Origin of the sequence: Halorientalis sp. IM1011, from assembly GCF_001989615.1 — an archaeon.
In the GTDB taxonomy this organism is placed as follows: Archaea; Halobacteriota; Halobacteria; order Halobacteriales; family Haloarculaceae; genus Halorientalis.
This window is the reverse complement of record NZ_CP019067.1, coordinates 103,616-124,596: the sequence shown is the minus strand read 5'-3', so window position 1 is coordinate 124,596 and position 20,981 is coordinate 103,616. Positions and strand designations below refer to the sequence as shown.

Annotated in this window: 19 protein-coding genes; 9 read left to right on the top strand and 10 right to left on the bottom strand. The window is 65.1% G+C overall.

What is annotated here, in order from left to right; all coding sequences use genetic code 11:
• Positions 1-8 precede the first annotated feature (8 nt).
• The gene (locus tag BV210_RS00610; protein WP_077204769.1) at positions 9-2,609 is read right to left on the bottom strand and encodes a heavy metal translocating P-type ATPase; all 2,601 of its coding nucleotides are present in this window, start codon (positions 2,607-2,609) and stop codon (positions 9-11) included.
• Between the two features lie 120 nt (positions 2,610-2,729).
• Positions 2,730-3,326, bottom strand: a complete 597-nt coding sequence (locus BV210_RS00605) for an AsnC family transcriptional regulator (RefSeq protein ID WP_077204768.1) — start codon at positions 3,324-3,326, stop codon at positions 2,730-2,732.
• Positions 3,327-3,482: 156 nt separating this feature from the next.
• On the opposite strand from BV210_RS00605, the gene BV210_RS00600 reads away from it, so the two are divergent.
• Positions 3,483-3,875, top strand: a complete 393-nt coding sequence (locus tag BV210_RS00600) for a hypothetical protein (RefSeq protein WP_077204767.1) — start codon at positions 3,483-3,485, stop codon at positions 3,873-3,875.
• Positions 3,876-3,896: 21 nt separating this feature from the next.
• Here BV210_RS00600 and BV210_RS00595 read toward each other — a convergent pair whose 3' ends face one another.
• The gene (locus BV210_RS00595; protein WP_077204766.1) at positions 3,897-4,469 is read right to left on the bottom strand and encodes a peroxidase-related enzyme; all 573 of its coding nucleotides are present in this window, start codon (positions 4,467-4,469) and stop codon (positions 3,897-3,899) included.
• A 43-nt stretch (positions 4,470-4,512) separates the two neighbouring features.
• On the bottom strand, positions 4,513-4,674 hold the full coding sequence (locus tag BV210_RS19620; RefSeq protein WP_157525740.1) for a hypothetical protein: 162 nt from the start codon (positions 4,672-4,674) through the stop codon (positions 4,513-4,515).
• Between the two features lie 80 nt (positions 4,675-4,754).
• Between BV210_RS19620 and BV210_RS00590 the strand changes: the two genes are divergently transcribed.
• Entirely contained in the window at positions 4,755-5,243 is a 489-nt protein-coding gene (locus BV210_RS00590; protein ID WP_077204765.1) for a metal-dependent hydrolase, read from the top strand.
• Between the two features lie 25 nt (positions 5,244-5,268).
• Here the strand turns inward: BV210_RS00590 and BV210_RS00585 are convergent, their stop codons facing one another.
• On the bottom strand, positions 5,269-5,520 hold the full coding sequence (locus BV210_RS00585) for an MTH865 family protein (protein WP_077204764.1): 252 nt from the start codon (positions 5,518-5,520) through the stop codon (positions 5,269-5,271).
• Between the two features lie 163 nt (positions 5,521-5,683).
• Here BV210_RS00585 and BV210_RS00580 point away from each other — a divergent pair, with 163 nt between their 5' ends.
• Together BV210_RS00580 and BV210_RS00575 are read left to right on the top strand one after the other, a co-directional pair.
• Positions 5,684-7,459 (top strand): bifunctional UDP-sugar hydrolase/5'-nucleotidase, encoded by a 1,776-nt coding sequence (locus BV210_RS00580; protein ID WP_077204763.1) that lies wholly within the window; start codon positions 5,684-5,686, stop codon positions 7,457-7,459.
• Between the two features lie 61 nt (positions 7,460-7,520).
• Positions 7,521-8,669 carry a rhodanese-like domain-containing protein gene (locus BV210_RS00575; protein ID WP_077204762.1) on the top strand — a complete coding sequence of 383 codons (1,149 nt, stop codon included), beginning with the start codon at positions 7,521-7,523 and terminating at the stop codon, positions 8,667-8,669.
• 7 nt (positions 8,670-8,676) lie between these two features.
• On the opposite strand, the gene BV210_RS00570 is transcribed toward BV210_RS00575, so the two are convergent.
• Positions 8,677-9,462, bottom strand: coding sequence for a sulfite exporter TauE/SafE family protein (locus tag BV210_RS00570; protein WP_077204761.1), 786 nt, complete (start codon positions 9,460-9,462; stop codon positions 8,677-8,679).
• 204 nt (positions 9,463-9,666) lie between these two features.
• Between BV210_RS00570 and BV210_RS00565 the strand changes: the two genes are divergently transcribed.
• The 4 genes from BV210_RS00565 (at position 9,667) to BV210_RS00550 (ending at position 12,707) form a co-directional block, all read left to right on the top strand.
• A complete protein-coding gene (locus tag BV210_RS00565) occupies positions 9,667-11,367 on the top strand; it encodes an acyl-CoA carboxylase subunit beta (RefSeq protein WP_077204760.1) in 1,701 nt (566 codons plus the stop codon).
• Between the two features lie 72 nt (positions 11,368-11,439).
• Positions 11,440-11,634 carry a hypothetical protein gene (locus BV210_RS00560; protein ID WP_077204759.1) on the top strand — a complete coding sequence of 65 codons (195 nt, stop codon included), beginning with the start codon at positions 11,440-11,442 and terminating at the stop codon, positions 11,632-11,634.
• A gap of 134 nt (positions 11,635-11,768) precedes the next feature.
• Positions 11,769-12,434: a helix-turn-helix domain-containing protein gene (locus BV210_RS00555; protein WP_077204758.1), complete on the top strand. Its 666-nt coding sequence runs from the start codon at positions 11,769-11,771 to the stop codon at positions 12,432-12,434.
• A gap of 54 nt (positions 12,435-12,488) precedes the next feature.
• Positions 12,489-12,707, top strand: a complete 219-nt coding sequence (locus tag BV210_RS00550; protein WP_077204757.1) for a helix-turn-helix domain-containing protein — start codon at positions 12,489-12,491, stop codon at positions 12,705-12,707.
• A 36-nt stretch (positions 12,708-12,743) separates the two neighbouring features.
• Here BV210_RS00550 and BV210_RS00545 read toward each other — a convergent pair whose 3' ends face one another.
• Positions 12,744-13,628 (bottom strand): 3-keto-5-aminohexanoate cleavage protein, encoded by an 885-nt coding sequence (locus BV210_RS00545; protein WP_077204756.1) that lies wholly within the window; start codon positions 13,626-13,628, stop codon positions 12,744-12,746.
• Entirely contained in the window at positions 13,625-14,434 is an 810-nt protein-coding gene (locus BV210_RS00540) for an enoyl-CoA hydratase/isomerase family protein (protein ID WP_077204755.1), read from the bottom strand. Before BV210_RS00540 ends, BV210_RS00545 begins: the two co-directional genes overlap by 4 nt.
• 160 nt (positions 14,435-14,594) lie before the next feature.
• Between BV210_RS00540 and BV210_RS00535 the strand changes: the two genes are divergently transcribed.
• Positions 14,595-16,421: an acyl-CoA dehydrogenase family protein gene (locus tag BV210_RS00535; protein ID WP_077204754.1), complete on the top strand. Its 1,827-nt coding sequence runs from the start codon at positions 14,595-14,597 to the stop codon at positions 16,419-16,421.
• A 38-nt stretch (positions 16,422-16,459) separates the two neighbouring features.
• Here BV210_RS00535 and gyrA read toward each other — a convergent pair whose 3' ends face one another.
• Together gyrA and gyrB are read right to left on the bottom strand one after the other, a co-directional pair.
• Positions 16,460-18,943, bottom strand: a complete 2,484-nt coding sequence (gyrA, locus tag BV210_RS00530) for a DNA gyrase subunit A (protein ID WP_077204753.1) — start codon at positions 18,941-18,943, stop codon at positions 16,460-16,462.
• A 1-nt stretch (position 18,944) separates the two neighbouring features.
• Positions 18,945-20,870 (bottom strand): DNA topoisomerase (ATP-hydrolyzing) subunit B, encoded by a 1,926-nt coding sequence (gyrB, locus tag BV210_RS00525; RefSeq protein WP_077204752.1) that lies wholly within the window; start codon positions 20,868-20,870, stop codon positions 18,945-18,947.
• Between the last annotated feature and the right edge of the window lie 111 nt (positions 20,871-20,981).

Genomic DNA, 20,981 nt, shown 5'->3' with positions numbered 1-20,981 from the left:
GTTCCGACTCAGCGGAACCGGCCGAGCAGCCGGTAATCCTCCGTCGGCGTGTACGAGCGGAACACGAGGCTGTTCGCCAGCACGGAGACGCTTGACAGCGCCATCGCACCCGCCGCGAGCACGGGTTGCAACAGCCCCAGCGAGGCCAGCGGGATCATCGCCGTGTTGTACCCCAGCGCCCAGAACAGGTTCTGCTTGATCTTGGCCAGCGTCCCCTCGGAGACGCGGATGGCCTTCAGCACGTCCTGGGGGTCCGACCGCATCAGCGTCACATCTGCGGCCTCGATTGCCACGTCCGTTCCGCTGCCGATGGCACAGCCGACGAACGCCGCCGCCAGCGCGGGCGCGTCGTTGACACCGTCACCGACCATCATCGCCCGCTCGCCGTCGTCCTGAATCGCCTCGATAGCGTCGGCCTTGTCCTCCGGCAGAACCTCCGCGCGGACGTTCCCGGGGTCGATCCCGACCTGTTCGGCGACGGCCTCGGCCGTCCGCTCGTTGTCGCCGGTGATCATGTGGACGGACAGGTCACGTTCGCGGAGCGCGCTCACGGCCGCTTTCGCGGACTCTTTGACCGTGTCCGCCGTCGCGACGACACCGACCAGCTCGCCGTCGACAGCGACGAGCATCGCGGTCTTGCCTTCGCTCTCCAGACGCTCCATCGTCTCGGCCGCCGGTGCCGGATCCACGTCGTGCTCGTCGAGCAGTCGGCGGTTCCCGACGAGGACCTCGCCGTGACTCGTCGTGGCCTGCACACCCTGCCCGGGGACGTTCTCGAACTCCTCGGGTTCGGCGGGGTCGAGGTCCCGTTCGCGCGCGCCGGCGACGATGGCTTCCGCGAGCGGGTGTTCGCTGCCCCGTTCGGCACTGGCTGCGGCGTCGAGGACGTAGGATTCGTCGATCTCGGGTTGCAGCGTTCCGCCGTCGGCCGCGGCACCGCCGTCCGGGGTCGGCCCGAGGACTTCCACGTCGGTCAACTGCATCTCGCCTTCGGTCAGCGTCCCCGTCTTGTCGAAGACGACGGTATCGGTGTCCCGGACTCGCTCCAGCACGTCACCGCCCTTGAACAGGACGCCGTTCTGCGCGCCGATGGAGGTGCCGACCATCGTCGCCGCGGGCGTCGCCAGTCCCAGCGCGCAGGGACAGGCGATCAGGACCGCGCTGGCGAAGACGATGACCGAGAACTCGAAGACCGAGATGGCACCGCCGGCCGCCGCGGGACCGCCGGCGACGAGTCCCCAGAGCGGGAGGGCGTCGACGAATCCCGCCAGCACCTCGGGGAACGCGTACCAGATCCCCGCCCAGAACAGCGCGTTCACGATGACCGCGGGGACGAAGTACGCGCTGATGCGGTCCGCGACGTTCTGGATCTCCGGCTGGCGGCTCTGGGCGTCCTTGACCATCGAGACGATCTGCTGGATCGCCGTCTCCGAACCGACCTTCGTCGCCTCCACCACGAGCACGCCGTTCTGGTTGACCGTCGACCCGACCACTTCGTCGCCTTCACTCTTCTCGACGGGGACCGATTCACCGGTCACCATCGACTCGTCGACCGCGCTGGAGCCGTCCACGACCGTCCCGTCCGTCGGAATCTTCTCGCCCGGCCGGACCTTCATCCGGTCGCCGACCTCGATGTCCTCGACCGGGATCTCCCGTTCGTCACCGTCCTCGTCGACCAGCGTGGCCGTGTCGGCCTGCATCTCCAGCAGCTGTCGGATCGCCTCGCCGGCCTGTCCCTTCGAGCGGGCTTCGAGGTAGTTCCCCAGCGTGATGAACACGAGGATGAGCGCCGCGGTGTCGAAGTACAGCCCTTCGGAGGCGAGCAGGCCGAGCAGGACGACCACCGAGTAGACGTAGGCCGTCGACGAGCCGAGCGCGATCAGCACGTCCATGTTGGCCGTCCGGTTCTTGACTAGCGCCGTGTAGCTGTTCTCGTAGAACTCACGGCCCAGCACGATCTGGATGGGCGTCGCGAGCAGGAGGGCGATTACGCCGGACCACTCGCCGACGAACGTCCCCGCCAGCAACCCCTCGGCAAACAAGTGGACCCCAGCCATCGCCACCAGCGGCAGGGAGAGCGCGGCACCGAACAGTACGAGTCGTTTCTGCCGATCGATCTCTGCCTGCCGGGCAGCGTCCTGGCGATCCTGCGAGGACCCACTCGCCCCCTCGCCGTCATCGCGCTCGTCGTCCCTGACCGGTGTGTAGCCCGCGTCCTCGATGGCATCGTACAGCGCTGACTGGCCGGTCTCGGCGGGGTTGTACGTCACGCTGGCCTCGTCGGTCGCGTAGTTGACCTCGGCCTCGATCACCCCGGGCTGGTCTTCCAGTGCCTGCTCGTTGGTCTCGGCACAGTTCGCACAGGACATATCGGTGATCGGGATGGTGACCGACTCACGGACGACGCCGTACCCGGCGTCCTCGATGGCCGCGTAGATCTCGGCCAGCGAGGTCTCGTCGGGGTCGTAGGTCACCGTCCCCTCGTCGGTGGCGAAGTTCACGTCGGACTCGGCGACCCCGTCGAGATCCGCGAGTGAGTCGTCGATCGTGCCCGCGCAGTTGGCACAGCTCATCCCCGTCAGCTCCAGCCGCGTGCGCCGTTCGGTCATCTTACTCGAACATAGGGGACCCACGTTGAAGCGGTTTGTCCTTGTTTTACCGGCCCAGAAAGCGGCCGGATATTTCGTTTCGAAACCGGCACCTGGTGTCAGTCCGGTATATTAACTCCGTCAGGAGGTCGCGCCGTCTCGAAGGTCCTCGTAGTGGTCGACGAACCGGGACTGACAGGACGAACAGCAGAAGTGATACAGCGTGCCATCGAGTTCGACACTCTCGCCTTCGGTGTCGACCGTGTTGCCGCACTCGGCACACTCGGGGGCGAACTCCGCCTCGGCCATCGAGGGCGACCAGGCGGTGTCGGAGAGCAGGTCCACGTCGTATCCGTCGATCGTGTCCATCTCGATGGCCTCGGAGAGCATCCCGCCCACGTCGCCGTCGGAGACCGTGGCGGTGGCCACGACGCGTCCGTCGGCGGTGGTGAAGACGTGCTCGACCGGGTCCGCGTCCGCCAGCCCGTCGGCGACAGCGCTCGCCCGGCCGGGTCGAACCTGGAGGTCGACCAGCACCGGGACACCCTCGTGGAGAACAGTTCGGTCGAGGTCGACCGTGAACCGACGGACCACGCCGATCTCCTGTAACCGTTCGATCCGGTCGGACACCGCGGGCGGCGAGAGGTCGACCGCATCGGCGATGTCGCTGTACGGACGACGCCCGTCCGAGAGGAGGATGTCGAGGATCTCCCTGTCCGTGTCGTCGAGTCCGCGCATGCGGGCACTGCGCCCGGTTCGGGGAAATCAGTTTCGCCGTCTACCGACTCAGTTTCGCTGTCTACCCGTCCCCGCCGTCCAATCCCATTCTGCAGCGGACACGTCCCGAGTATCCGAACCAAGAACTAAGAACCGAGAGACCGAACGGTCCGGAAAATGGAACGTAATCTCGTCGACATCGTCTGGGACGATTTACGAGAACGGGTCGGTGACGACCTCCGGACGGTCGTCCAGTACGACGCCAGATCTTCGGCGGTGAAGTTCCGGCCCGACGTGAGAGAACAGTACGAGCTGGACGAACGACAGCAGATCCTCGACGACGCCATCGTCCAGCAACTCAGCTTCTCCGACCAGGAGACGGTGTTCAAGACCGGGGAGCTGAGATCGTTCGTCCGCGTGTTCGACGAGGCGTGGGTGCTCACGTGGCGCGACCCGTCGAACGTGAAGGCCGGCTTCCTGATCTCGATCCAGCGCGACGGCGACGCCACGATGGAAGACGTGGAGTACTGCATCCAGTATCTCGACGACGAGGTCGAACCGCAGCTCTGACCGCCGGCGGTCGACTGTGGCTCACCGACCGAGCGTGTAGAACTCCTCGTTCGGCCGCATATCGGCCAGGTGAGCCATCCGGTTCGAGAGGTTGTAAAAGGAGACGACGTTCCCGATATCCCAGATCGCTTCCTGACTGAAGCCGTGATCACGGAGTCGCTGGAGGTCCTCGTCCGCGATCCGCTCCGGCTCCTCGGTGAGTTTGACGGCGAAATCGAGCATCGCGCGGTGGGCGTCGTTGACGTTCGCCGTTCGGTGGTTCGCGGCCAGTTGCTCGGCCAGATGGGGATCGTCGGCGTAGATTCGACAGAGCGCGCCGTGGGCGACGATGCAGTACAGGCAGTCGTTGACGCCAGAGACCGTGACGATCAGCATCTCGATCTCCTCGCGCTCCAGCGCCGTCTCCTCCAGCAAGGCGTCGTGATACTCGATGAACGCCCGCGCCTGTTTCGGGCGATACCCCAACGCGAGGAAAACGTTCGGCGTGAATCCGGCGCGCTCGGTCTCTTCCTCGATGCGTTCCTGCAGGTCCTCTGGCAGGTCCGCCACGTCCGGTACCTCGAACCGCGTCATCGCCTCGATATCTTCTGGCATGCCAATTGCATCGGTCACCAGTGGCTTCAGTGTTCGGCGTGGATCACTCCTCCCAGGTCGAATCCCCATCGACTACCGCTCCGTCGCGCCAGCGGTAGAACAGCCACAGGAGAGCGTAGACGGCCACGCCGCCGAAAAAGAGGGCGACCGGCACGACGAACGGACCGAACCGACACAGTACCGTCTCGGCGACCGACGTGAGCATACGCCAAATGGCTGTGGAAGCCGGTTAAGCGTCCCCATCGCGACCGAAGGTTCATATCCGGGAGCGAACGAGTTCGATGTGTGTACAGGGCAGGCCACCTCGGCGTCTCGCTGCTGGTCGTGCTCCCGGTCGCCGTCGCGCTGGTGCTGGTGGGGCGTCCGGATCTGGCCGTCCTCGGGGAGCTCTGCGTGCTCTCTGTCGCGTCCCTGCCCGACGTGGACCACGAACTACCGCTGGTGTCCCACCGCGGCGTGACCCACACCATCTGGTTCGCCCTGCTCGTCGGCTTCGGTTTCGGCTCGGTCGGGTGGGTCCTCGGCGGTCGACCGACCACACCAGTCGCGCCCGAACTCGCGGTGGCGGGATTCGGGTTCGGGACGCTGGGCGTCTGTGCCCACCTGCTCGGCGACGTACTCACGCCGATGGGTATCAGGCCGCTGTGGCCGCTCTCGGGGCGCGCGATCACACTGGATCTCGTCCGGGCAAAGAATCCGCTCGCCAACTACGGTCTGCTCGCGCTCGGCGTCGCAGGTACCGTCGCGGCGCTACTGGCTGTCGCGCAACCGTGACCGGAGAACCGATCGAATAGCCGGCTCAGATCAGATCCTGATTTTCGAGTTCGTCCACGATATCGTCGACGAATGTCTCGGCACTGTCGTAGGGGAAATCACCGCCAGAGAGTTTGGTATTCAGTTCCATCGCCGTCATCGAGAAGTCCCCGGACTCGAACGTCGTCGACGGCCCGTTGGGCAGGGCGGGCACGAGATCCATCGGACTGGAGATCGGATAGTCGGCCCCCCCGAAGGCATCGATCATCTGCTGGCGCAGGTCGTCTCTGTCTGCCATGATTTACCCAACGGTTCTCGAAGCTAATGTAAAAATATCAGTGTGTGTTTTATTATAATTTGGAACCCCCCCGGCCCATGGAACGAGCACGCGATTCGTTCTGGGTCGGGAGTAACCCGCCACAACCTTTGATTCCGATGCTACCGAGATGGGTACTCCAGGAATGGCCCCATCGGAAGACCACCTGGGTTCGTGGCGGAACTGCGACGGGCGCCGAGTCGCTACCGACGGCGACCCGGACGTGGTGCTGACACACGTGAGCGACCTCCACGGCCAGCTGGCTGCCCGGGATCAGGTCTACTACGACACGCAGCAGTCCAATCCCGGACTCGAATTCGACGGCGACGATCGCGTGATCGAACGCGCAGGCGGCGTTCCGGTCCTCTCGGCGAAACTGGACGAACTGCGCGAGGAGTACCCCGTCCGGACACTGATGTGTGGCGACACGTTTCACGGCTCCGCGGAGACGACCTACACGAACGGCCGTGTAATGTTGGAACCGATCGATCGACACCTGTGTCCCGACGTGTACGTCCCCGGGAACTGGGATTACTCGAACGAGGCCCCAGAGGACGGGAACGTCACAGCACTGCTGGACGAACTCGACGCGTCCGTGCTGGCCGCCAACCTCTACGACTGGGACTCGACCGATCGGCTGTACGATGCCTACGAACTGCTCGATGTCGGCGACGTCGTCATCGGCGTCGTCGGCATGACGAACGTCTACGTGGATCGGATGGCGCCCGCGTTCTACCGGGGAAAGTACCGGTTCGGAAAACACCCGAGGCTCCTCGAATCCGCTGCAACTGAGGCTCGCGAGGAGGGGGCCGACATCGTGGTCGGCGTGACCGAGATCGGCCTCCCCTGGATGGTGCAGGCCGCAAAGGACTGTCCGACGGTCGACCTGCTGTTCAGCGCCCACACCCACGAGTACACGTACGATCCGTTGCTCGTCGACGGGACCGTCGTCGTCGAGTCCGGGATGGGCGACGCGCTCGGCCGCGTCGACCTCCGAATCCGTGACGGCCAGCTGCAGTTTCGCCACTGCCTCTACTGCCTGACCGAGAACAGCCCGTACACGCCGAACCCTGACCCGGAGGCGGCGGCGACCATCGAGGCCGTGCGGCGACCGTTCTTCGACGACGATCCCGACTTCGAGCGTGGGGCCGGACGGCTGGACCGACCGCTCGATACGGTCGTCGGTCGGACGGAGACAGCCCTGTGCCGGCAGTCGTTTCTGGAGAGCACCTGGAACACGCTGTTCAACGACGCCGTGCGGTCGCACTTCGGAACCGATCTGGCCGTCGCGCACGGGTTCCGCTACGGAACCGTGGTCCCGCCCGGCGAGATAACGCTCGGCGACGTGTACACGGCGTTCCCGATGACGGCACCGGTCGCGAAGGGTGTCGCGTACGGGCAACAGCTGACCAGTCACATGGAGCGGTTCCTCGAAGACAACTTCACGCCGTACCCGTACGCCCAGGAAGACGGCCGGGTCCGGTCGTACTCCTCGAACGTCGAAGTGATCGTCGACCCGACCGCGAAGCGCGGCCGCCGCCTGGTGGAGTTGCGGATCGACGGCGACCCGATCGATCCGGAGGCGACCTACTCGGTGGCGACGTTCCGCAGGCCGGGCGACCCGGAACGCGACCTCGGGAACTGCGGCTTCCCGTTCCATGACGTGCAGGTCGACGACGAGACGACCCCGGCCGACGTGGTCGTGGCTTACCTGGCCGAACACTCGCCTATCGACTACGAGGCGTCGGGACGGGTCCGGACGGCCGACGACGGCGGCGACGCCCAGAACACGCCCGCAGACGGCCCGTACCCGTTCGTCCAGCCGGGTGTGGACTACGCCGACGGCGACGCCTACTGCGAGACGAGACTGATCCCCCGCGGGAATCGCTTCCCCGAGGAGGGCCACAACCACCACCGATAGCGGTCCGACACCCGCACGAGCGGTACGGCCCGACGACTGCACACCGATATCTTGGCAACCAATGGTCGAAACCATCACCGTCGAACGACTCGCGGATCGAATCGACGCCGACGAACAGTTCACGCTCGTCGACACGCGACCGACCGACAGTTACGAAGCCTGGCACGTGCGGGGTGCCGAAAACGTCCCGTACGATCCCAGCGAGGGGCTCGATCGATCCCAACTGGACGAGGTGTCGTCCATGACCGACGGGCACTCGATCGTCGCCATCTGCGGGAAGGGGCTGACCTCGACGCCCTTCGGCCTGGAACTCGCGGAGAACGGCTTCGAGGACGTCTCGGTCGTCTCGGGCGGCATGGAAGCCTGGAGCAAAGTCTACGAGGTCGTTCCGATCCGGACCGACGACGACGATCTCGTCGTGCGACAGGTCCAGCGGCGGGCGAAGGGGTGTCTCGGGTACGTCGTCGGGTCGCGGTCGGCGGGGACGGCCGTCGTGGTCGACGCGACCCGGCAGACGGACCAGTTCAAACTCGCTGCACAGGACGCCGGTCTGGTGATCGACGGCGTCCTCGACACGCACGTCCACGCCGATCACATCTCCGGCGGTCCGCAACTCGCCGACGATATCGGCGTCGAGTATTACCTCGGCGAAGCCGCCACGGATCGCGGCGTCGAGTACGAGTTCACACCGTTGGCCGACGGGGACGTGATCGAAGTCGGTGACGTGCCCGTCGAAGCACTCCACGCCCCGGGCCACACCTCGGAGATGGTCAACTTCCGTGTCGGTGACGAACTGCTGTTGACCGGCGACACGCTGTTCGTCGACTCGGTCGGTCGAACCGAACTCCAGTTCGGTGAGTCCGACGCAACTCACGGCGCGGAACTCCTCTACGAGACGCTCCACGAGACGATTCTGGAACTGTCCCACGACCGTACTGTCCTTCCCGGACACGTCACCGTGACCAGTGACGGTCGCTACGAGAACGGCTCGCCGGGACAGGCGATCTCGGCTCGACTCGGTGATCTCGGAGCGGAACTGGATCTGCTCGAACTCGACCGGGAGGCGTTCGTCGAGCGCCTGACGGACGACGCTCCGGAGAAACCACCGAACTACGAGGACGTCATCGCGATCAACACCGGGACGGATCGTGCCGAGACGGAGAACGAGGCCACCGAACTCGAACTGGGGCCGAACAACTGCGCCGCCTGACCCCCCGTTACAGTTCCGGAACCGACGTGAACAGGAGGACGAAGGCGTTCACGGTCAACAGCAGGAGGACCAGCCACTGAAAGATGCGTTCGGGGATGTGGTCGAAGATGTACACTCCGATCCAGGCGCCGAGAAACACCATCGGAATGGCGACGAGCGCCTCGACGAGAAGCGGTGTCGTGACCGCACCCGTGTACGTGAGTGACCCCAGGCGATACAGCATGAGTGTCCCGAAAAAAGCCGTGAACACGGCCTTCATCTCCTCGCCGCTCCAGAACCCACTCGCCGACATGAAGGCCCCATAGACGATCATGGGAGGGCCAGGGACTGCCACGGCACCGCCGAAGATCCCGGCGAACAGCCCCGCTGACGCGCCGACGATCTTCCCCGGGCGGTAGTCTTTCTTTTCGATCCAGTCGGTGACCGCGTCCAGTTGCTGTGTCGCACCCACGACGACGACCGCCACGACCAGCACGACACCGATGGCGACTCGCATCTGCGTCTCGTCGAACCGGCTGAACACGTAGATGCCCAGCGGCATTCCGACGACGAGGCCCCCGACCGGGACGATCCAGCGCCGCCAGTCGAACGCGTCGCGGACGCTCCACCACACGCGTGCGTTGCTCACGACGGCGGTTGCTGTGAAGACGATTGAGGCACTCGATGGACTCCGAAAAAGTGGCAAGATACCCATCGACACCTGTGCGAACCCGAACCCAGCGATACCGTGTACAAATGACGCGACCAGAATGACGACGGCCGTGAGCGCAGTCGTTCCCCACCCACCGATCATCGTGAGACCCTCCGGGGCCGTTGCATGGGCGGGGGACTTTCACGACTACCGTGATGTCGGTTGTTGCGGGTTCGTTCGCAACTGGTGTGAGTGTTACACCCATACATATTTTACCGTCGGGCGTGAGTGTGCTGTCACTATGTGTGTCAATTGTAAACACTGCGTGAGTTTCCAGACTGGGGCGACGCCGGGGGCGTGACGACCATGGAGATCACAGTCGACGGCGAGACGGACGAGGACACTGCACGGGTGATAGCCACGGCGGTCGCCGAACATCTCGGTCAGCCGGTCGAGATCGTCGATCCCGGCGGCGACCGGGTCGCAGCCGACGAGGAGGAGTGGAACGGAGGCGGTGACATCGTCACCGAACGCGAGCAGAACCTCCGCGATCAGATCGAGGAGATCGTCTCCGGCGGTCCGGAGCGCGGCCACGAGAAACTGGAGAATCTGGGAAAAGCGTTCGTCCGCGACCGGCTCGATCTGCTGTTCGACGAGATCACCTACGAGGACGGCACGTTCGCCCGCTTTTCCGACGACGACGAACTCCCCGCGGACGGCCTGCTGACCGGCGTCGGAGAGATCGACGGCCGCGAGGTCTTCTTCACCGCCAACGACTACAGCGTGAAAGCCGGTTCGCTCGGGCAGATGGGCGTCGAGAAAGAGATCCGCCTCTCCGAACGGGCCGCCGAGGCCGGCGCACCCATCGTCCGCCTGATCGACTCGACGGGTGCGCGGCTGAACGCCGACGAACGCGAGCAGGGTGACACGCACATGGATCGGTACCGCGGCGGGAAGATGTTCTACAACCAGTGTCTCCACTCCGGCCAGATCCCCCAGATCGGCGTCCTCTACGGTCCGGACATCGCCGGCTCGGCCTACACGCCCGTCTTCTGTGACTTTTTGATCATGGTCGAGGACATCTCCGGCATGGCCATCGCTTCGCCCCGCATCGTCGAGGCGATGACCGGCGAGGCAGTCGACATGGAGGAACTGGGTGGCCCCGACGTGCACGCGACCCAGTCCGGCAGCGCCGACCTCGTCGTGCCCGACGAGGAGAGCGCCGTCGCGGCCGTCAAGGCCCTGCTCTCCTATCTCCCCCAGAAATACGACGCGCCCAACCCGACACGCGAGCCGAAACCGCCGGTCAAGAACCCGAAGGGGCTGGACGCAGTGATTCCCGAGGAGCCCAACGCGGCCTACGACGTCCACGAGGTGATAGACCGCGTCGTCGATCGGGACTCGTGGTTCGAGACCAAACCACGGTTCGCCCCGGAGATAGTCACCGGCTTCGCCCGCATGGGCGGTCGCCCGGTCGGGATCGTCGCCAATCAACCCGAGCACGTCAGCGGCGCGATCTTCCCCGATTCGGCGGAGAAGGCCGCCGAATTCGTCTGGATCTGTGACGCCTACGAGATTCCCCTCGTGTATCTCTGTGACACGCCCGGGTTCATGGTCGGCTCGAAGGTCGAACGCGAGGGGATCCTCCAGCGCGGCCGGAAGTTCATCTACGCCACCTCGAACGCCCAGGTACCGAAGTTCTGCGTGATCACCAGAAAGGCCTACGGCGCGGGGATCTACGCGATGTGTGGTCCGGCGTTCGGAGCCGACGCGACGCTCGCGCTCCCGAGCGCCGAGATCTCGGTGATGGGGCCCGACGCCGCCGTCCACGCGCTGTTCGGCGGGCAGCTGGAAGACATGGAGGGCGAGACTCGCGAGGCGTTCATCGAGAGCGCCAAAGAGCAGTTCGACGACTTCGTCGACCTCCGGGCACAGGCCGCGAAGATGCAGGTGGACGAACTGCTGCCCGCGGGCGACCTCCGCGAGCAACTTCTGGCCCGACTCTCTGCGTTCCGTAACAAACGGCGCGACGACCCCGACCGCCACCACGGGACCATCCTATTTTGACCTAATATGACCTTGGTCGTAAGGCGATTATCTACGTAAACAATTATATGCAGGGATTCCCTGAACGAACGTATGGGGGACCAGACTGGTACACCAGTACCGACGACGTGGAACGATCCGGACGTCTGTCCGTTCTGTGAGATGCAACTCGAATCGCCGGGGGCCGGCTTCGTCGACCACCTGAAGTCCAATCCCGCCTGTGAATCTGGATTCGACCAGTGGCGCGGGAACATCGACAGCGACATCCGCGGCGGCTGGTCCGGCTAGTGGACCGGCGGCGAGTAGTCTTCTCACGACTCCAAACACGGGTCGCCCGAAAAGGGTGGTCCCGTTAGCGATGGTGATCCAGCGGCGACCGTCCGACCCGCGAGACGTATCCGCATGGACACGCAAGGGGGGCCATGCTCGTCGGCACCTTCTCGCTCCCGCCAGCCGCCGTCGCCCTGGAACACACGCTCACGGAAGTTCCGGCGCTGGAGGTGGAAGCCGAACGGATCGCCGCGCACTCCACCAAGTGGACGATGCCGTGTCTGTGGGCCGCCAACGCCGACTTCGATAGCGTCGACGACGCGCTGGCGGACGACCCCACCGTCGAGGACGTCGTGGAGGCCTACGAGTTCGACGACCAGAAGTACTACCAGCTGGACTGGGCAGAGCCCATCGAGGGCCGAATCGACGCGTACCTCGACAAGAAGGCCTCCATGTTGGACGCCAGCGCGAACGCCACGGGCTGGCGGGTCCGGATACGGTTCACCTCGCGCGAGCAGTTCGAGCGGTTCCGCGAGCACCTCCACGACAACGACGTGCCGTTCCAGCTGGAGCAACTCGGGAAGCCGGAAGCGCCCCGCCAGACATTCGGGGACGTGACCCCGGACCAGCGGAACGCCCTGGCTCTGGCGAGGAACCACGGGTACTTCCGGATCCCTCGCGAGGTGTCGACCCGAGAGCTGGCGGACGAACTCGACATCTCACACCAGTCGGTCTCGGAACTCCTCAGACGAGGAACCGAGAACCTGATCGACGCCACCATCGTCACCACCGACGAGGGGCCGGAGGAGAGCACTTGAAAGCCCGCCACGGCAGGCCGGTCCCCCAACCGTCCGGACGGAATACGTCGGACCATGACGACCGCGAACGACGGTACGGCCGACGATCCGGAACAGATCGACCTGGACCTCCTCAGAAGCGCCCTCCGGGAGGGGTACTTCGGAGCGCCCCGGGAGATATCGCTCGTCGAACTGGCCGACAGAAACGGGATGTCGGACCGGGAGGCGTCCGTGACACTGCGCCGGACCCTCGACAGAGTGCTGTGTGAAGTCGTGCTCGCGGAGGAGCCGTGAGGGGGCCGCACCGACCCGGGTCGGGGGACGCCGCGGTTACTCGATACTCAGTATCTCGCGGGCCTCGTCGGGCGTCGCTGGCTCACGGCCCACGTCCCGGGCCATCCGGGCGGCCTTCTCGACGAGGTCGGCGTTGCTCTCGGCCATCTCGCCCTCGCTGACGTAGAAGTTGTCTTCGAGGCCGACCCGGACGTTGCCGCCCATCGACAGCGCCGCGGCGACGAGTCGCCACTGGTCCTCGCTGATCCCGATGACCTGCCACGTGGCGTCGTCGGGGAGCTGGCGGACCTGGTGAGCGAGGTTCTCGGCGGTCGCCGGAATCCCACCCAGAACGCCCATGATGAGGCTGAAGTGGAGGGGATGGTCGAGTTTGCCCTCCGCGAGCAGCGGCCGGGTGTTGCCGACGTGCCCGGTGTCGAAACACTCCAGCTCGGGTTTGACGCCGGCCTCGTTCATCGCGGTCACCATCTCCCGGATCTCCGAGAAGGAGTTCTCGAACACCATGTCGAACACGTAGTCCTCACGGCTCTCCGAGTACTTCGCGTAGTTCATCGAGCCCATATTCAGCGCGGCCATCTCGGGCTCGGTCTCGCGGACGTACTCCGCGCGGCTCTCGACGGGTTCGTGGACCGCCCCCGTCGAGAAGTTGACGACGATGTCGGTGCGAGCCTGCACCTCGTCTTTGATCTCCTGGTAGCGTTCGGTGGAGTAGGTCGGCGAGCCGTTGTCCGTCCGGGCGTGGATGTGTGCGACGGCTGCGCCCGCCTCGCGTGCGGCAGCGGCCTCCTCGGCTATCTCCTCGGCGGTGTAGGGGATCGCCTCGCACTGGTCGCGCGTGGTCAGTGCACCCGTCAACGCGGCCGAGATGACGACTTTGTCGGGGTCGTTGCCCTTCACCGACTCGCGGTTCGCGTCGGTCATTCCCGCACCTCCCAGTCCGGGTCCTCGTCCATCAGGAAGGAGTTGATCCCCTCCTCGGTCGCGTCGCTCATCGCGACGATGGTGATGATCTCCCGCAGATAGGAGAGCGCTTCCTGGAAGCCCATGTCTCGCTGGGTGTAGTAGGCCTCCTTCCCCACGTCGATGAGGACCGGGCTGTTGTTGACCAGCTGGTCGACGAGACCGTCCAGTCGCTCATCGAACTCGCCGTCGGGGGCCAGTTCGGTCACCAGTCCCATGTCGTCGGCCTCCTCGGCGTCGACGTGCTCGCCGGTGAACAGCAGCTTCAGGCCGGCCTTCTGGTCGACCGAGCGCATGATCGGGGCCATCGCCTGGGCCGGGAACAGGCCCACGTCCACCTCGGGCGTACCGAACTCGGCCTCCTCGTGGGCGACGACGAACTCGCAGGCCGAGGCCAGTCCGAGCCCGCCGGCGAGACAGTAGCCCTCGACCGCCGCGACGGTGAGGACGCTCGCGTCGACCATCTCCTCCACGACGAGCGAGAGCGAGGAGAACTGCTCGCGGTAGGCCGTCGAGTCCTCGCCGATGACACCGGACATCTCCGAGAGGTCCCCGCCCGAGCAGAAGGTGCCGCCCGCGCCCCGCAGGACCAGCACTCGCGCGTCGCTCTCGTCGGCGTACTCGATGGCGTCCAGCAGTCCCCGGATCACCGGTTCGTTCAGCGAGTTTTGCGCCTCTGGCCGGTCGATGGTCGCCCGTACCGCCAGCCCGTCGTCGCTCTCCGCGACCCGCAAGGCGTCGTTCGAGAGTTCCGTCTTCTCTTCCATGTGGTCTCCTAACGTGGCGCACCCCTCCGGAATAGTATTTCGGACGGGAAGAAACCCACCGGGAGTTGTCGGTCCCCGATGGACTCGTCGCGCCGGGGTCGAAACAAACGAACAACGGGTGGGTCGTGGCTTTATGGGGGTCGTACACATACGTCGTGCCATGGAAGACACTCCCATCGACTACAGCCGATTCGAGGAGGGGAGCAACGTCAACTACTGGGACCTCGACCCCGCGTTGCGGGCCGAGATCGAGCGCGCCTATCCCGGCGCGGAGTTCGAGTGGGCCGAGTCCGAACTGTCCGACCTGGGCGAGGTGACGGGCCACGCCATCACCGAGAACGCCGAGATAATCGACCGCGAGGGCCACGAGTTGCGGACCTACGACAAGCACGGGGAGGTCCAGAATCACGTCCAGTACCACCCGCTGCAACACGAGAACGACGAACTCGTCTACGACCGCGGCGTGACTCACGACATCTTCCACGCGCCGCCGGGCCGGGACGACCCCCTCGGCTTCCAGCACGTCCTCGCCCAGCAAACCATCCTCTCGTTCGCCGACGGCGGCTTCGTCTGTCCCGTCTCGATGACGACCGGCGCAGCCATCGTCCTGGAGAAGTACGTCGACGACGACCACCCCAACGCCGATCTGCTGGAGGAGTACTTCGGGAAACTCACCAGCCGCGACTACGACGACCACATCGAGGGGGCGATGTTCCTCACCGAGAAGCAGGGCGGTTCGGACGTGGGGGCAAACGAGACCACCGCCGAACCCACCGACGAGGACGGCGTCTACGAACTGTACGGCGAGAAGTGGTTCTGCTCGAACATCGACGCCGAAGGGACGCTCGCGCTGGCCCGCCGCCCCGACGCCCCCGAAGGGACCGCCGGCCTGTCGCTGTTTCTGGTCCCGCACACGAAGCGGGATGGCAGTCTCAACGACCAGCTCTACCGACGGCTGAAAGACAAACTCGGGACCATCGCGGTCCCGACGGGGGAGGTCGAGTTCCGCGGTGCAGAGGCCTACCTCGTCGGCGAACCCGAGAACGGGTTCAAGCTGATGGCGGAGATGATGAACTTCGAGCGGCTGACCAACGCCACGGGCTCGGTCGGCGGGATGGGGCGCTCGCTGCTGGAATCGAAGGTGCAGGCCGCCAACCGCGAGGCCTTCGGCGAGACAATTCAGGAGTACCCGCTGATGCGCCGCGACCTCGTGAACATGCAGACCGACTACGAGGCTGCGCTTGCGTTCACCTTCGAGGCCACCCGTCACTACGCCGACTACATGGACAACGAGCAGCGCCTCGACGCCGACGCGCCCGACGAGCGCACCGACGCGGAGGCGCGAGCGTTCAAGCTGATGCGTCTGCTCGTCCCCGTCGCCAAGTACAAGACCGCGCGGATGGCCGTCGACACTGCCTCCTACGCCTGTGAGATTCTCGGCGGCAACGGCTACGTCAACGGCTTCACCACCGAGCGGATGCTCCGCGACTCGCAGGTCCTCCCCATCTGGGAGGGCACCTCGAACGTCCTCTCGCTGGACGTGTTGCGCGTGCTGAACCGCGAAGCCGCCCACGAGGAACTGTTCCCGCTGGTCTCGAACGCCCTCGACACTGCCGACCATCCCCACCTCGAGGACCTCGCGTCGACCGTGGAGTCGGAGTCTCAGGCCCTGCAGGAGGCGATGATCGCGCTGGCGACCGAGGACGAGGAGTACGCCCAGCACGAGGCCAAACAGCTCGCCGACTACGTCTTCGACGTGGTGACCGCCGCCCTGCTGATCGAGCGCGCACAGGACGCCATCGACGAGCGCGACGACGCCCGGAAGGCGCTGGTCGCCGAGTGGTTCGTCGAGACTCGCTTCCGCGAGGACGACGCCCGGGGTATCACGAACGGCGAGAAACTGCCAGACGAGCACTTCGAGGAAATAGTCCGGCACGGCTCGCTCTCGCCCGATAAGCTGGCCGAGGCCGCTCCTGCGGACGACTGACGGGGAAAGGGTACGATACGAAGGGGAGAATCCGGGACTTACTCGTCGTCGAGGTCGGGGACGACGGTCACGCTGGCGACGCGGTCGTTGCCGTCGAGTTCCATGATCGTGACGCCTTTCGTGTTGCGCCCGACCGTCGAGATGTCGGCCGCGCGGATGCGCATGATCTGCCCGCTCTCGCTCATGATGATGAGGTGATCGTCGTCCTCGACCGCTTTCACGCCCGTCACGGGGCCGTTGCGGCCCTCGGTCTTGATGTCGATGAGGCCCTTGCCGTAGCGTGACTGCTGGCGGTACTCCTCGAGGGGGGTCCGCTTCCCGTAGCCGTTCTCCGTGACGGTCAACAGCGCCCGCTGGTCGTCACCGCCGGTCGCGACCAGTCCGGCCACGCTGTCCCCGTCCTGCAATTTGATCGCGCCGACGCCGCGTGCGTTGCGGCCCATTTCACGGGCTTCCGTCTCGGCGAACCGGATCGTCATGCCCTGTTCGGTGGCGAGAACGATGTCCTGTTCGCCGTCGGTCACCGCCACGTCGACGAGTTCGTCGCCCTCCTCCAGCGAGGCGGCGATGATCCCCGTCGAACGGATGTTCTCGAAGTCCGTCGTACAGGTCCGCTTGACGTACCCGTTCCGGGTAACCATCGTGAGACACCTGTCGTCTGAGAACTCGTCCGTGTCGACGACCGCCGTGATCTTCTCGCCCTCGTCGATCCCCTGGATGACGTTCCGGATGTGGTTCCCGCGGGCCGTCCGGCTCATCTCCGGGACCTGGTAGGTCTTGAGGCGGTAGACCTTGCCCTGATTGGTGAAACAGAGCAGGTAGTCGTGGCTGTTGGCGCGGAACACCTCGTTGACGCGGTCGCCCTCCTTGGGGTCCGCGCCGATGATGCCCTTGCCGCCACGGCCCTGCGTCTCGAATTTCTCGACTGGCATCCGCTTGATGTAGTCGTCCTCGGTGATGACGACGACGCAGTCCTGCTCGGGGATGAGGTCCTCGTGGGTGACCTCGCCGTCGTCCTCGACGATCCGCGTTCGCCGCTCGTCACTGTACTCGTCGCGGATCTCCGCGAGTTCGTCCTTGATCACGTCCAGCAGTTCCTGCTGGTCGCCGAGGATCTCTTCGAGGCGCTCGATTCGATTCTGGACTTCCTCGTACTCCGTCTCGATCTCGCCGACCTCCTCGGATGTCAGGCTCCCGATCTGGATCCGAACGATGTGGTCGGCCTGCTCCTCGGAGAAGTCGTACTCCTCGCGAAGCGCCTCCTTGGCGTCGTCGCGGGTGTCGGCGTCCCGGACGAGGTCGATCACGTCGTCGGCGTTCTGGACCGCCGTGAGCCGCCCTTCGAGGATGTGTGCGCGGTCCTCGGCTTCGTCGAGTTCGAACTGGCTCCGGCGGCGGACGACCTCCTTCCGGTGGTCGACGTACTCCGCGAGCGTCTCCTTGAGCGTCAGCACGCGGGGCTGGCCGTCGACCAGTGCGAGGTTGATGACGCCGAAGGTGGATTCGAGGTGGTGTTCCAGCAACTGGTTTTCCACCACGTCGGCGTTGGCCCCGCGCTTGAGTTCGACCACGACCCGGACGCCGTCCCGGTCGGACTCGTCGCGCAGGTCGCTGATCCCCTCGATTTTCCCCTCGTTTACGTTCTCCGCGATCCGCTCGACGATGCGGGCCTTGTTCTCCTGGTAGGGGAGTTCGGTGATGACGATGCGACCCTCCTCGTGGTCGACCTCGTACTCGGCGCGGACGGTGAGTCGGCCCCGACCGGTCTTGTACGCCTTGTGGATGTCGTTGCGGCCGACGATGTTCGCGCCGGTCGGGAAGTCCGGCCCCTTGATCGGCCCCGGACTCTCTTCGAGGTGGATCAGGTCCTCCACGTCGCAGTCGGGGTTGTCGATCAGGTGGATCGTCGCGTCGATCACCTCTTCGAGGTTGTGCGGCGGGATCTTCGTGCTCATCCCGACCGCGATGCCGGTCGAGCCGTTGACCAGCAGGTTCGGGAACGCCGACGGGAGGACCTCCGGCTCTTCGAGGCGGTCGTCGTAGTTGGACTGGAAGTCGACGGTGTCCTTCTCGATGTCTTCCAGCAACTCCTCGGAGATGGGGCTCATCCGCGCCTCGGTGTACCGCATGGCCGCGGCGGGGTCGCCGTCCATCGAGCCGAAGTTCCCCTGCCCGTCGATCAGGGGTTCCCGCATCGTGAACGTCTGGGCCATGTTGACGAGTGTATCGTAGATGGCCTGGTCGCCATGTGGGTGGTAGTCACCCATCGTCTCCCCGACCACCGACGAGGACTTGCGGTGACTGGAGCCGCTGGTGACACCCATGGAGTGCATCGCGTAGAGGATGCGCCGGTGAACGGGCTTGAGCCCGTCGCGGACGTCCGGCAGGGCGCGCCCGGCGATGACGCTCATCGCGTAGTCGATGTAGCTTTGCTCCATCTCGTCTTCGACCCGGACGCGCTCGACGTTGGCCGCGGGGGCCGCCGTCGCGTCGTCGGGACCGTCTGGCAGTTCCGAACTCATGTCAGATGTCGACCCATTCCGCTTCCGGTGCGTGTTCCTTGATGAACTGTTTGCGCGGCTCGACGGCGTCCCCCATCAGCACGTTGAACATCTTGTCGGCTTTCGCGGCGTCCTCGATGGTGATCTGCTTGAGATGCCGATTTTCGGGATCCATCGTCGTGTCCCACAGCTGTTCGGGGTTCATCTCCCCGAGGCCCTTGAACCGCTGGACCTGCGTCGGGTTGCCGTCACACTTCTCCTGGACGATCCGGTCGCGCTCCTGCTCGGTCATCGCGTCGTAGGTCTCCCCGCGGTACCGGATCCGGTAGAGCGGGGGCTGAGCGGCGTAGATGTAGCCCGCTTCGACCAGGGGTCGCATGTGCCGATAGAACAGCGTCAGGAGAAGTGTCCGGATGTGTGCGCCGTCGACGTCCGCGTCACACATGAAGATGATCCGCTGGTAGCGGGCCTCGTCAATGTCGAACTCGTCGCCGATGCCCGTCCCGATGGCCGTGATCATGCTCCGGATCTCGTCGTTCTCGAGGATCCGGTCGAGCCGGTGTTTCTCGACGTTCAGAATTTTGCCACCCAGCGGGAGGATCGCCTGGAACTCGGGGTTGCGCCCCTGTTTGGCCGATCCGCCCGCGGAGTCGCCCTCCACGACGAACAGCTCCGATTCGGTCGGATCTTTGGTCTGACAGTCGGCGAGTTTGCCGGGCAGGGCCGTCGAATCCAGCGCGTTCTTCCGGCGCGTGAGTTCCTCGGCCTTCTTTGCCGCTTTGCGTGCCTTCGCGGCCTCGACGGCTTTCCGAATGATCGACTGTGCGGTGTCGGGATGTTCCTCGAAGTACGTCGTGAGCCGTTCGTGGATGGCGCTCTCGACGATGCCCCGCACCTCTGAGTTGCCGAGTTTGGTCTTGGTCTGGCCCTCGAACTGGGGATCGGGGTGTTTGACCGAGATGACCGCGGTCAGTCCCTCGCGGATGTCCTCGCCTTTGAGGTTCTCGTCGAGGTCCCCGATCAGTCCGTGGTCGTCGGCGTAGTCGTTGACGACCCTGGTGAGCGAGGTCTTGAAGCCGGTTAGGTGTGTGCCGCCCTCCCGGGTGTTGATGTTGTTCGCGAAGGCGTGGATCGATCCCTGCAACTCGTCGGTGGCCTGGATCGCCACCTCCAGCTGGACCGCCCCGTCGTCGATCGTCTCCTCGTCCTCGAAGTAGATGACCTCCTCGTGGAGGGGCTCTTTGGTCTCGTTGAGGTACTCGACGAACTCCTTGATACCGCCCTCGTAACAGAAGGTAGATTCGCTGCCGTCGCGCTCGTCGCGGAGCGTGATCTCGACGCCTGAGTTGAGGAAGGCGAGTTCCCGAAGTCGGGCCTCCAGCGTGGAGAACTCGAACTCGGTGGTCTCGAAGATCTCGTCGTCGGGCCAGAAGCGGATCGAGGTACCGTTGTCCTCGTCGTCCTCGAGGTCCCGCTCTTTTTTCAGTTCGTACTCGGGTTCGCCGTGGTCGAAGCGCTGTTTCCAGACCGCGCCGTCACGCTTGACCTCGGCTTCGAGCCACTTCGAGAGCCCGTTGACCACGGAGACCCCCACGCCGTGGAGTCCACCGGAGACCTGGTAGGACTTGTTGTCGAACTTCCCGCCCGCGTGGAGGACCGTCATGATGACCTCCAGTGCGGGGCGGTCGTGTTCGTCGTGCGTGTCGACCGGAATCCCCCGCCCGTCGTCGCTGACGCTGACGGAGTCGTCTTCGTGAATCGTGACCTCGATCGAGTCACAGTACCCCGCGAGAGCCTCGTCGATAGAGTTGTCGACCACCTCGTAGACGAGGTGGTGCAGTCCACGGGAGTCCGTCGACCCGATGTACATCGCCGGCCGCTTTCGCACGGCCTCCAACCCTTCCAGGACCTGAATCTGCCTGGCTCCGTACTCAGACTCGTTAGACATGAAATCTACTACGGCGTAGGATATGGGCACTGATAAAACCCCCGCACGCGCACGCGAGCGTGCGTTGTCACCCTGTAGCGGCACGTTCTACCGTCACTCGGCGTTTGCTAT